12 protein-coding genes are annotated in these 11,950 nt (G+C 43.5%); 6 read left to right on the forward strand and 6 right to left on the reverse strand.

The genetic code is table 11. From position 1 onward, the window contains the following. Window positions 1-121 precede the first annotated feature (121 nt). A complete protein-coding gene (locus MR764_RS19980; protein ID WP_247981229.1) occupies window positions 122-358 on the forward strand; it encodes a hypothetical protein in 237 nt (78 codons plus the stop codon). A 218-nt stretch (window positions 359-576) separates the two neighbouring features. Continuing rightward, window positions 577-1,320: a hypothetical protein gene (locus tag MR764_RS19985; protein WP_247981230.1), complete on the forward strand. Its 744-nt coding sequence runs from the start codon at window positions 577-579 to the stop codon at window positions 1,318-1,320. A gap of 87 nt (window positions 1,321-1,407) precedes the next feature. On the opposite strand, the gene MR764_RS19990 is transcribed toward MR764_RS19985, so the two are convergent. Then, window positions 1,408-1,560, reverse strand: a complete 153-nt coding sequence (locus MR764_RS19990; protein ID WP_247981231.1) for a hypothetical protein — start codon at window positions 1,558-1,560, stop codon at window positions 1,408-1,410. Between the two features lie 222 nt (window positions 1,561-1,782). Between MR764_RS19990 and MR764_RS19995 the strand changes: the two genes are divergently transcribed. Next, window positions 1,783-2,250 (forward strand): GNAT family N-acetyltransferase, encoded by a 468-nt coding sequence (locus MR764_RS19995; protein ID WP_247981232.1) that lies wholly within the window; start codon window positions 1,783-1,785, stop codon window positions 2,248-2,250. 266 nt (window positions 2,251-2,516) lie between these two features. Here the strand turns inward: MR764_RS19995 and MR764_RS20000 are convergent, their stop codons facing one another. From MR764_RS20000 to MR764_RS20015, 4 genes are read right to left on the reverse strand one after another with little or no spacing between them, the layout of a single operon-like run. Further along, on the reverse strand, window positions 2,517-3,899 hold the full coding sequence (locus tag MR764_RS20000) for an efflux transporter outer membrane subunit (protein ID WP_247981233.1): 1,383 nt from the start codon (window positions 3,897-3,899) through the stop codon (window positions 2,517-2,519). A gap of 27 nt (window positions 3,900-3,926) precedes the next feature. Then, window positions 3,927-7,076 (reverse strand): efflux RND transporter permease subunit, encoded by a 3,150-nt coding sequence (locus tag MR764_RS20005; protein WP_247981234.1) that lies wholly within the window; start codon window positions 7,074-7,076, stop codon window positions 3,927-3,929. 35 nt (window positions 7,077-7,111) lie between these two features. Beyond that, window positions 7,112-8,272: an efflux RND transporter periplasmic adaptor subunit gene (locus MR764_RS20010; RefSeq protein ID WP_247981235.1), complete on the reverse strand. Its 1,161-nt coding sequence runs from the start codon at window positions 8,270-8,272 to the stop codon at window positions 7,112-7,114. Between the two features lie 25 nt (window positions 8,273-8,297). Next, window positions 8,298-8,762, reverse strand: a complete 465-nt coding sequence (locus tag MR764_RS20015) for a MarR family transcriptional regulator (RefSeq protein WP_247981236.1) — start codon at window positions 8,760-8,762, stop codon at window positions 8,298-8,300. Between the two features lie 398 nt (window positions 8,763-9,160). On the opposite strand from MR764_RS20015, the gene modA reads away from it, so the two are divergent. From modA to modC, 3 genes are read left to right on the forward strand one after another with little or no spacing between them, the layout of a single operon-like run. Then, window positions 9,161-9,925, forward strand: a complete 765-nt coding sequence (gene modA, locus MR764_RS20020; RefSeq protein ID WP_247981237.1) for a molybdate ABC transporter substrate-binding protein — start codon at window positions 9,161-9,163, stop codon at window positions 9,923-9,925. 6 nt (window positions 9,926-9,931) lie between these two features. Continuing rightward, window positions 9,932-10,630, forward strand: a complete 699-nt coding sequence (gene modB / locus MR764_RS20025; RefSeq protein WP_247981238.1) for a molybdate ABC transporter permease subunit — start codon at window positions 9,932-9,934, stop codon at window positions 10,628-10,630. After that, complete coding sequence (modC, locus tag MR764_RS20030; protein ID WP_247981239.1) at window positions 10,627-11,715, forward strand: molybdenum ABC transporter ATP-binding protein; 1,089 nt, start codon at window positions 10,627-10,629, stop codon at window positions 11,713-11,715. The genes modB and modC overlap by 4 nt, the downstream gene beginning before the upstream one ends. On the opposite strand, the gene MR764_RS20035 is transcribed toward modC, so the two are convergent. Next, window positions 11,676-11,950, reverse strand: a 275-nt coding sequence (locus MR764_RS20035) for a hypothetical protein (RefSeq protein WP_247981240.1), incomplete at its 5' end; no start/stop codon positions are given. The genes modC and MR764_RS20035 overlap by 40 nt on opposite strands.

The following is an 11,950-nucleotide window of genomic DNA, read 5'->3' on the forward strand; positions in this document are numbered from 1 at the left end:
CTTAGCATATCTCTACTCGACAAAACTCCTATAAAAGAAGTACTTACGAAATACGATTACAAAAATGTCAAAGAACTAAAAAATAAACAATTAATAATCAGCGGGTTTTAAGTGCCCGCTTATGACAGAAGATAACAAAGAGCGGTTAAACGAGATAAAGCAAGACATTGAAACCTTACGAGAAAAATTGACTTCAAAATCAAAGAAATGGGTGATAAAAAACCTATCTATCATTTGGGCTAAGATTACGAAGCAAGGAACGTCGTTTATGAAAGAATTTCTTAATGAGGCAAAAAAGACTGCAATTAAGGAGGGGCTGAAACTAATGATTGAAATTGGTTCAAATATGATAAATTAAAAAACGCCCTACAATACAGTACATATTGCCGGGAGGGGTTCGGCCCCCTGCGACTAAATCCTCCCAACAATATGTTCCATAACATTGTCTGTCAGCCCCCAATGGCTTAACTTGAATTTTGAAAAGCGTTAACCTGAAATCTGCTGACAATCACACAGTTTATTCGGGAAACAAATTCAAATTAACTTTTAAATTTTTAACCTTTAAAAATTAATGTTATGCCAAGCAAAAGTGAAACCGGCCACGCTATAAATGTGGCCAACTTCAACGATTTAATTTCGTTTGTACAAGGTTATGGCGCAAGCTACAACCCCTCCAATGCCGCCATCGGTATTCCCGCGCTCGAGACCCTGCTCGCCGCAGGTAACAACGCTCTTGCCGGGGTAAACGCCGCTATTCCGCCTTACAACACAGCCGTAGCTGCCCGCGAGGTGGCCTTCGCACCACTTAGCAAGCTCATCACCCGGGTAATGAATTTCCTAAAAGCTTCGGGCGCTTCGCCGCAGGTATACGATAATGCGCGTACCATAGCCCGCAAAATTCAGGGCGTAAGAGCCTCGGCCAAAAACGCAACCGCAGCCCCCGACAACGAAAATGGCGAGGCAACAGAGATTAAAACCGCGTCGAGTTCGCAAATGAGCTTCAACAACCGTGTCGAAAACCTCGGCAAACTGGTGCAACTGCTCTCGGTCATTCCCGAATACAACCCCAATGAACCGGAACTTACCACGGCAGCTTTAATTACGCTCCACTCCGAATTAAATACCCGGAACACAGCAGTTATTGCCGCCGAAGTACCTTTAAGCAATGCCCGCATTGCCCGTAACGAGGTACTTTATGCCGATACTACCGGTTTGGTCGATATTGCCCTTACGGTGAAAAACTATAGTAAAGCGGTATTTGGCGCTACCAGCCCACAGTACAAGCAAATCAGCAAACTAAAATTTACACGTGCGAAGTAAGTTTTTGCAATACCGGGCGCATTTAATGAAATAAGCTACCTTATTTATCAAACTTGCGTCCGGTTTTTTAAAACCAGCTTCCGCATTCTACAAATAGCCTTCCCGTTTTATCAAATAGCCTTCCCATTTCTTTAAATAAGCTTCCGGTTTCTTCAAACAGGCATCCGGTTTTATCAAATAAGCTTCCGGTTTCTTCAAACAGGCTTCCGGTTTTATCAAATAAGCATTCTGATTTATCAAACAACCAACCTGTTTTATCAAATAAGCCTTCGGTTTAAGCGATCAGTCATCCTCATTTATAAAACTCCTGGGTTGCTTTTTCAAACTGAAAGCAGTATTCACCGAAAAAGAATAAACACCGATGCCGGCTAAGGGGAAGCTATCCGGTGAAATTTATTTGATGACACTTTTTAGTATATTTACGCGTTAAAGCATTTTGGCATTCACGTTTAAAAAAGTATAATGCAACTGATTCAGGTCGATTTACACAATAAAGCACACAGCAAGGCTGTGATTTCGTTGCTCAACGATTACATGCTCGATGAAATGGGAATTGGCGAGATGATGCCCGAAGGTCTGGGGCTAAAGCTCATTGAAGGATTAAAAAAACATACTGCTTATATCGGATTCCTGGCCGAAATTGACGGCGAATATGCTGCGCTGGCCAATTGTAACCTGAATTTTTCAACCTGGAAAGCTGAGCCGCTGATCAATATTCACGATTTTATTGTATCGCCTGCTTTTCGCAAAAAAGGAGTTGGACTTTTTCTCTTAAAGGCCATCGAAAGCTATGCCGTTGAAAATGGCTATTGCCGCATCAACCTCGAAGTTCGCCACGATAACTTAAAGGCGCAAGCTCTCTATAAAAAGGCCGGATTCAAGGAATGCGATCCTCCCAATTATTTTTGGGAAAATCGCATTGTAAAGTAATATCTTCGAAATGCTTGTTTTCAATGTCCTGGGATAAAATAAGACCATCCTGATCTCTGGAAATCACCAACCGAAATGAAAGTAAAGATGGTTACCCTTATCCAGAATATCCAATGTAGAATTCCCAACATCCAATTTCCAGGATTTTGTTGGATATTTTACATTCAAAATTGAGAATTGGATATTTTTTTAAATTGATTTTCAAATAAAAAAGGGAGTCAATACTGAAAATTGACTCCCTTTTTGATGCTTAGTATCAGCGATTGTTATTTCCATCCACCACCCAAAGCCTGGTATAACGTTACCACTGCATTGAGCTGTTGGATGTGGTCGTTTACATTGTTTAGTTGTGCATTGAGCAAACTTTGCTGTGCATTTAAAACCTCGGTGTAAGTTGCCGAACCGTAGGTCAGCAATTCTTTGGTGTATTCAACCGATTTTTCAAGCGCTTCCAACTGTTTTTGGCGCAATTCAATTTTTAGTTCCGATGCATCGTAAAGATGAAGTGCATTGTTCACTTCTTTCCCCGCATTCAGCAAAGTACTGCTAAAATTAGCCAAAGCTGCTGCCTGCTGCGCCTGGGCGACTTCAAGGCGCGTTTTATTCATCCGTTTGTTAAAGATCGGTTGGGCAAGGCCTCCGATAAAATTAGCCACAAACGAAGAGGGATCAAACAAATCTTTGAACTCCAGCGCTTCAAAACCGGCATTGGCGGTTAAGGTTACCGAGGGGTAAAAATATGCTCTGGCGTTGTTGCTCATTTCATAGGCACTCATCACAGCGAATTCAGCCTGCATAACATCGGGGCGGTTATCCAGCAATTCTGATGGAACACCGGTCGACAGCATTTCGTTGGCAACCTGTTCTTCCAGTTTACCCCGTGCGATCGGTCCCGGAGTTCTCCCCAGCAAAAGGCAAAGCGTATTCTCGGTTTCCCTGATCTGTTGCTGAATATCCGGAATGGTAACTTCGGCGGCATAACGTGCCGCTTCGCTTTGTACTACCGCGGCGCCGGTTACTCTTCCCTGGTCTTTCAGTATTTTTATGGTTTCGACCAACTCGCTGCTGGTTTTTACCGTTTCAAGTGTAATGGCCAGTTTGCTGTCGAGCGAAAGTAAATTGTAATAGGCAGAGGCAATGCTTGCAATCAACCGGGTTTGAACCGCTTTTTTTGCAGCATCCGTTGCCAGGTAATCAAAATAGGCTGCTTTTTTGGCACTGTTCAGTTTCCCCCAGATATCCACTTCCCAACTACTTTGAACAATCACCTGCGATGCATTGTAACTCGCCGGTCCGTTGGGCGATGTGGATTCGGATGTGTTGGCATAGGTATACCCCGCCTGTGCCGAAAGTGAAGGAATCAATGCTGCACGGCTTTGTTTGAAATACGCTTCGGCAGCAACTACCCGTTGTATAACCGCCTGTAAGTCGTAGTTGTTGCGAAGTCCTTCCGCAATCAGACTGTCAAGCTGTGTGTCGTTAAACAGATTCTGCCAGTTTTCGTTGGCAAGATTCAGGCTGTCGGGTGCAATCGCACCCAACACGCCGTCGGTGTTTGTCTGGCTGCGTTGGTAATGCTTACTCGTATTACACGAGAATAGTATAAGCGTTATTGCTGCGGCCAGCATTATATTTTTAAATGAATTCATCGTCATAATTTTCAATGTTTTGCCGGATTAGCCCAGGCTGTTCATCTCAGAGATTTCTTTATTTTCCGGTTTTTTTACTTTTTCCTGAAGAATCTGGAATACCACAAACATGGCCGGGATAACCAGAACTCCGATTAATGTACCGATCAACATCCCGCCAACAGCTCCTGTTCCGATCGAACGGTTACCGTTTGCTCCAACACCTGTTCCGATAACCAGCGGAATCAAACCCACGATAAAGGCAAACGATGTCATCAAAATCGGGCGAAGACGGGCAACGGCTCCTTCAATGGCTGCCTGAACAATGCTCATTCCGGTTTCCCTTCGCTGACGGGCGAATTCAACAATCAGAATTGCGTTTTTGGCCAGTAGCCCGATCAACATGATCAAAGAGATTTGCAGATAGATATTGTTCTCAACTCCCATGATCCGGGCAAAAATATAGGCCCCCGCGATACCAACCGGCAATGAGGTCAAAATAGAAAGTGGCATGATGTAACTTTCGTATTGTGCTGCCAGGAAGAAGTAAACAAAAATCAAACTAAGGATAAAAATCATGATGGTCTGGTTTCCTGCGCTGATCTCTTCACGTGTAATACCTGAAAATTCGTAGTCGTAACCGGTGGGAAGGTGTTGCGCCGCCACTTCCCTTACTGCATCGATGGCTGCCCCCGAACTGTATCCGGGAGCGGGTGATCCTGTTACCGAAATCGCAGTATACATATTAAAACGGTTGATGCTTTCCGGTCCGTACACTCTTGTCAGTGTAATAAATTCAGAAATCGGAGCCATCTCACCCGTGGCAGTTCTTACTTTAATATTATTCAAATCATCGGGATTGCCGCGGAATTCCGCTTCTGATTGTACCATTACACGGTATTGTTTCCCAAAGCGATTAAAGTCGGAAGCATAATAACCGCCGATGTATCCCTGCATCGCCGAAAGTACCGAACTTACCTGCAGCCCTGAGCGCATGCAGCGTGCAGCATCTACATCAATCCGGTATTGCGGGAACCCGGTGCTAAATGAAGTTTGGGCGTATTGTATCTCGGGACGCTGATTTAACGCTCCCAAAAATTCTTTGGAAACGTTTTCGAACTGATGAATATCTCCACCTGTTTTATCTTCCAGTTTCAGTTCAAATCCTCCGGTCACACTAAATCCCGGAACCATTGGTGGTGAGAATATAATGATCCTGGCATCTTTTATTTGCGACGTGTACATGTATAATTTCTGGATGATACTGTTCTGGTCCTGACCATCTCCTTTTCGTTCATCAAAAGATTTCATGTTGGCAATGATCATACCGTAAGGGCTACCGGATCCGCCAAGGAATGAAAATCCTGAAATGGCTGTACGCGACTCTATTTCCGGAACGGATTCAATGATCTTGTCCACTTGATTCATGATTTCTATTGTCTTTTCTGACGAAGTAGCCGGAGGCAAGGCAATATCCACAAACATACGACCTGTATCTTCAGTAGGTACAAAGCCTGTGGGTGTGGTTTTCATAAGAAAAATGAGTATTCCCGCAAAAACAACGATCATTCCCGAAGCCATCCATTTGTGGTGAATAAAGAACCCGGTTACTTTTTTATATTTCTGGGTCATCGAATCGAAAGCGGTATCGAATGATGTAGCGAAACGTTTCATCAAACCTTTGTGTCCTTTCAACTCTTCATCATGCGATCTCAGGAAAAGTGCGCAAAGTGCGGGACTCAAGGTTAACGCATTAATCGCTGACAGAATAATGGCAACGGTTAATGTAATACCAAACTGACGGAAGAATACTCCGGTGGTACCGGTGATAAAGGTTACGGGCACAAACACCGCTCCCATTACGAGGGTAATCGAAACAATTGCGGTTGAAATTTCACTCATGGCAGAAATGGCAGCCGCTTTTGGTGTCATTTTGTGCTGATTGAGTTTTGAATGCACTGCTTCAACCACCACAATGGCATCGTCCACCACAATCCCGATCGCAAGTACCAGCGCAAATAAAGTAAGCAGGTTTATACTGAATCCGAAAAGATTGAGGAAAAAGAAAGTACCGATGATCGACACGGGTACTGCTATCGCCGGAATCAAGGTAGCGCGGAAGTTTTGCAGAAACACAAAAACCACGATAAATACCAGGATAAAGGCTTCAATTAGCGTATGAATAACTTTCGAGATGGAGGCGTCGAGGAAATGGTTGGTATTCATCAGCACCACATAATCCACTCCGGGAGGGAAGGATTTGGCGGAATTTTCGAGTACTTCTTCCACGTCGAGGATTACCTCACGGGCGTTGGAGCCGGCTGCCTGAAAGATGGCTATTCCAATACCCGGTTTCCCCATAGTTTCTGTGCTTACACTGTAGTTCAAAGCACCCATTTCTATACGTGCAACATCGCGCAGGCGAAGCACGTTGCCGTCATTATCTGCTTTAATTACGATGTCTTCAAACTCTTCGGGTTGTGTTAACTTCCCTTTGTAGCGGATAACATATTCATAACTCTGATCGTTTTGCTGCCCAAAACGTCCGGGAGCAGCTTCCAGGTTTTGAGAACTCAGCGCCGCTGTAATGTCCGAAGGAATCAGGTTATAGCTGGCCATTACATCGGGTTTCAGCCAGATTCTCATGGAGTAATCTTTTGCCCCGAAAACCATGGCATCACCTACTCCGCTTACACGCTGTACTTGTGGCAGCAGGTTAATTTTAGAGTAGTTCTGAAGAAAGGTCTCGTCGTATTCGCCATTGGGGCTGTACAACGAAAAAACCATCAGCATGTTATTTTGCCGTTTGGCGGTAATCACACCCGCGCGGGTTACCTCGGTGGGTAACAAGGCATTTGCCCTGGCCACCCGGTTTTGAACGTTTACTGCCGCCATATCCGGATCGGTACCTTGTTTAAAGTACACTTCGATTGATGCTGCTCCCGAGTTGCTGGCGGTAGAGTTCATATAAATCATGTCTTCCACCCCGTTGATTTGCTCTTCGAGCGGAATAACCACGCTGTTCAGTACCGTTTGTGCGTCGGCGCCGGTATAGTTGGCGCTTACGCGGATGGTTGGCGGAGCAATGTCGGGATACTGCTCAATGGGAAGGGTGGTAATTCCAAGTATCCCAAGAATTACCAATATTATTGAAATGACCGTTGAAAGTACCGGCCGTTCTATAAATGTCTTTAGCATAACAATTCGTGTATTAATGTTTAGTTGCCCAAAACTTAATTGTTCGATACAGTTGCCTGTTGGTTGTCAAGAACCGGTTTGATTTCGATTCCATCGCGAAGAGTAGAAACGCCTTCAATCACAATTTTATCACCCGATTTCAGACCCGAGGTAACCACGTATTTTTCTTTTAAGTTACCCGCAACAGTTTGAATCGGTGTCATAACAACTTTATTTTCGGCGTTCACCACGTAAACAAAATGACTGCCTTGTATTTCGAAGGTCGCTTTTTGCGGTACGGTAATAACCGACTTGTGCATTTCGGGCAGTCTTACCCGGCCGCTTCCTCCCGAACGAAGATCTCCTGTGGGATTGGGAAACGATGCGCGAATGTTTACCGCACCGGTTAGCTGATCCACGATGCCGCTGGCTGTTTCGATTGTGCCTTTGGTTGCATAAACCGAATTATCGGGCAATATCAGTTCAACCTCAGGAAGTTTTTCGAGTTTTTCCCGGGTATTGCTTCCTTCCAGGTCTTTTGTTAGCTGCAGAAAGTCTTTTTCATTCATCGAAAAATAAGCCTGCATCGAAGACGTATTCGAAACCGTAGTTAGCGGTTGTGCAATACTGCTGCTTACCAAACTACCCACACGATACGGAAAGTTTCCAATCAGACCGTTTGTGGGGCTGGTAATTACGGTGTACTGAAGGTTCGCTTTGGCATTGGCCAGGTTGGCTTTGGCTTGTGCCAGTTGTGCTTCTGCCGATTTCAGATTGTTTTCAACCGATTCCAGCTCAAACCCGCTGATGATGTTTTTTTCGACCAGCGGCTTGGTTTTTTCGACGTTGATCTTTGCCGTGGTAACCATCGATTCGGCTACTTTTACCTGCGCATCTGCAGAACGTACCTGCGCTTCAATGTCGTTGGCGTTTATTTTGAAGAGGGTTTGCCCCTTTTTCACATAATCGCCTTCATCTACGAGTATGCTTTCGATGTAACCGGCTACGCGCGGACGAATTTCCACGGTTTGCTCTCCCTGCAGGGTAGTCGGAAAGTCTTGGTGAAGGGTTACATCACTTGTCGACAGTTCCATTACCTTTAGTTGCTTTACCTGCCCCGCCATTCCGGATGGCCCCTGGGGAGCATTTGAACACGAGTATGCTGCGAAGAATGAGGCCAGAATACTCAAATTTCTGATTTGTCTAGTTGTTTTCATGTTCTCGAGATATTATTTTTTTGATTTATTTTTTGCAAACTTTCATCGTATCCAGCAGGTCGACCTGTCCGGTATTGTTTTGGATTTTTACTATTACCGATTCGAAAACTTCTTTCTCTTTTTCAGTCACTCCAACCATCAAATCGTCAGAAAGTTTCCCCGCGATATTTTTTAGCAGCAGTAAAACTTCCTTCCCTTTTGGAGTCAGAATCAAAATCTTTTTTCGTTTATCGGTGTCGTCTGTTTTACGGTCGACATATGAATCATTAATTAAGGTATTCACATGGCGCAAAATCAGCGATTTGTCTTTTTGAAAATGATTGGCTAAATCCTGCTGGGTAAGATCGTCTTTGAGGTTAATCAGGTTGAGCATAACATATTGTTCCAATGTCATGTCAATGTTGATCTCTTTGAAATTCTCCTTTAATTTTAGTCGAATCAGATTAAATGTTTGCCCCAATAAGTAGGTTATAGACTTTTCTGTACTCATTTTCTGTTATACATTATGTCTGCAAAATTAGATTGAATTAGTTGCGAAAGTCAACTAAAATCTGTTTTTCTTGTAGAAAAGTACAGGTATTGATATAAGACCTTGTAGTTCAGTAATCTGGAATGTTTCTAAAATGTTAAGAAATAATACTTTTAGGTATTTAATTAGCTGATGCAACTGGAATTATCGCTGAATCGGTGCCTGGATCAAAGATAGAAAATAAAAGAAGATGGATTTTAACGCAGAGAGGCTCGACTTTTAATCGCAGCTTAGCCCAATTGGCTTTAAGCTTTTCAGTTGGAAGAACATTATTTCAATTAATTTTTGGATTTTTGTTTTGCAGATGAAGTTAATGAGAGAGTTGGTTGCATTATGGTTGGGAAAATGGGAGAGACAAAATGAAGAATATCGGTGTGTTATTGGCTTTGATCTTTTTATTTATTGCTTGCGGGCAAAGCAAAAAGAAGGAGAAAAAAGAACTGGAGGTGTTTTGTGCGGCCAGTTTAACCGACGTAGTTTCTGAAATAAGCGCTGATTTTGAAAAGGAAACCGGTTGGAAAGTGAGATTGAATTTCGCATCATCGGGAACCTTGGCCCGGCAAATCGAGCACGGAGCCGAACCTACCGTTTTTATTTCGGCGAATAAAAAATGGCTCGATTATCTGAACGATCTGGGTCTTACCATTCTCGAGACCAGTAAGAAAGTGGCGGCCAATAAAATGGTGTTGGTGGCTCCGGTCAGCAGTAAAATTCAGCCTTTCGTTTTCTCTTCCAAAATAAAACTTCCCGATCTTTTTGAAGGCCGGATTTCGATCGGCGATCCGCAGCATGTCCCTGCGGGAGCTTACGCCGTTCAAATTTTTAAAAATCTGAATTATGAAGAGGAACTGAAACCACGCTTCCTTCCTGCCAAAGATGTTCGTTCTGCTTTAATGGTGGTTGAATTGGGAGAGGTGGAAGCCGGCGTGGTGTACAAAACCGATGCGCTAAAATCAGAAAAAGTTAAAATCCTGACCGAGTTTCCTGATTCATTACACAACGCGGTTAATTATTACATGGCCATAGTAAAAGGCAGCGAAGATGAGAATTCTCTCCAACTATATAATTATATTGTGTCCGAAAAAGCACTTCCGGTTTGGGAGAAATACGGATTTATTCAATAAACAGGATTGAACAACCTTTTTTCATATTCATCGTCCGAGATAACAGCCATTGAACTTTCTCTGAAAGTAGCCTTGCTTTGCACAATCGTAGTGCTGCCGGTAGCTGTTTTTATTGGTTGGATGCTGGCTCGCAAAAATTTTATCGGGAAAGCATTTATTGAAGGCGTTCTGCACCTGCCATTAGTGCTGCCTCCTGTAACAGTCGGTTATATACTTTTAGTGCTTTTGGGAAGAAACGGCTCGATCGGGTCTTTCTTTTACGAGCATTGGGGCATTCAAATTGCTTTTTCCTTTCCGGCCGCGGTAATTGCTGCCGTGGTGGTTTCCTTCCCGTTAGTTACTCGTTCCATCAGGCTTTCCATCGAATTGGTCGATAAAAATTATGAAGATGCTGCACGTACGTTGGGAGCTTCCAGTTTAAGAGTCTTTTTCAGTATTACCCTGCCGTTGGCGCTTCCCGGAGTAATCAGCGGAGCCATCCTTGCATTTGGCCGCAGTTTGGGCGAGTTTGGAGCAACCATCTCTTTTGCCGGAAATATTTCCGGAGAAACACAGACTTTACCGCTGGCTATCTTCTCAACGATGCAGGTGCCTGGTCAGGAGTTTTCCACGCTGCGGTTGGTTGTTGTCTCCATTCTATTGTCGTTGGCGGCAATGATAGGAGCAGAGTATTTAAACCGTCGGATTTTAAAGAGAAGGGTATGAATAAGATTCTGAAATTCGACATAAAACTTCAGCGAAAGGAATTTCTGCTCGACGTTCAGGCGACAATCAGCAGTGGAATTACCGGAGTTTACGGGCCTTCAGGGCATGGAAAAACCAGCCTGCTAAATTCTGTAGCAGGATTGATAAAACCAGATTCAGGCTGTATAACCATCTGCGATGAAAAGGTTTTTGACTCCAAAAAGAAGATCAATCTGCCTGTACAAAAGCGAAATGTTGGCTACGTGTTTCAGGATATAAGGTTGTTTCCGCATCTTACTATTGAAAAGAATCTGAAATACGGTATTAAGAAAGGTGTCGCGGCTGAAATCGATTTTAAGGGAGTAGTTGATATTCTCCAGGTAGAACATTTACTGGCCAAGAAACCATCGGAGTGCTCGGGTGGGGAGAAACAGCGGATTGCCATCGGACGTGCTTTGTTAAGCGGAGCACGGATACTGTTAATGGATGAGCCATTTTCAGCCGTGGATGTGAATTTACGTAACAATATCATTCCTTTTTTAAAGGCGATCAATCTTCGGTTTAAGATTCCCATGCTGGTTGTGAGCCACGATTTACCTGATTTGTTAAGTCTCACCAGCGACCTTTTATTATTAAAAGACGGAAAAGTAAAGGCTTTGGGACGCTTTCAGGATCTCATCCTGGATGAAACGAATCTTGAGATAATGAAAGGAGCAGGACTATATAATGTATTCGACCTTTGTGTTTTTGAAACATTGCCTTCTCGGGGTATGGTGTTGTTACGAAGCAAGACCAGTGATTTCCAGGTGCAGGTTTTACCGCAAATGCTAAACGGGGAAGTGAAGAAAGGAGTACCGGTAAAGGTCCTGATAAGACCTGAAGACATTTCCATTGCTCTTTACCCCATCGATCATATTTCGCTCCGTAACCAGTTAAAAGGGACAATTGAAAAGATCTTTTCGCGCAACGGGCTTTCGTTTTGTCTTGTCGAAGCTGGGGAAAAAGTATTGGTGGAGATCACCGAAGCCTCGCGGAAAAACATGCAGCTTGAAGTCGGTAAAACGGTTTATTGTCTCTTCAAATCGGCTGCCCTTAAAATCTTCTGAAGAAGTTTTTGATCTATTCTTCTGAACATCAAATCTTTGATTTTGTACTCCGAAAATTCCTTGGATTTTTTTGTTTGAAAAGTTTGTATTATCCAAAAGCCTGTATATTTTTGCAGCCGCTTTAAGAGCGAGCGTTCACTGAGGGAATGAAAGATTAGGAACAGGTGAGAGGAGAGTTGAAGTTTTGTATTAATGCGGAATACCGGTAGGTTGACCACTGCGAGAAAAAACTTCA

The organism is Maribellus sp. YY47 (assembly GCF_023111095.1).
In the GTDB taxonomy this organism is placed as follows: domain Bacteria; phylum Bacteroidota; class Bacteroidia; order Bacteroidales; family Prolixibacteraceae; genus Draconibacterium.

What these genes read in the sequence shown, in the direction of transcription:
- MR764_RS19985 (WP_247981230.1), top strand. Translation starts at nt 577, where the DNA reads ATGCCAAGCAAAAGTGAAACCGGCCACGCTATAAATGTGGCCAACTTC.
- MR764_RS19995 (WP_247981232.1), top strand. Translation starts at nt 1,783, where the DNA reads ATGCAACTGATTCAGGTCGATTTACACAATAAAGCACACAGCAAGGCT.
- MR764_RS20005 (WP_247981234.1), bottom strand. Translation starts at nt 7,076, where the DNA reads ATGCTAAAGACATTTATAGAACGGCCGGTACTTTCAACGGTCATTTCA.
- MR764_RS20000 (WP_247981233.1), bottom strand. Translation starts at nt 3,899, where the DNA reads ATGAATTCATTTAAAAATATAATGCTGGCCGCAGCAATAACGCTTATA.
- modC (WP_247981239.1), top strand. Translation starts at nt 10,627, where the DNA reads ATGAATAAGATTCTGAAATTCGACATAAAACTTCAGCGAAAGGAATTT.
- MR764_RS19980 (WP_247981229.1), top strand. Translation starts at nt 122, where the DNA reads ATGACAGAAGATAACAAAGAGCGGTTAAACGAGATAAAGCAAGACATT.
- MR764_RS20010 (WP_247981235.1), bottom strand. Translation starts at nt 8,272, where the DNA reads ATGAAAACAACTAGACAAATCAGAAATTTGAGTATTCTGGCCTCATTC.
- MR764_RS20015 (WP_247981236.1), bottom strand. Translation starts at nt 8,762, where the DNA reads ATGAGTACAGAAAAGTCTATAACCTACTTATTGGGGCAAACATTTAAT.
- modA (WP_247981237.1), top strand. Translation starts at nt 9,161, where the DNA reads ATGAAGAATATCGGTGTGTTATTGGCTTTGATCTTTTTATTTATTGCT.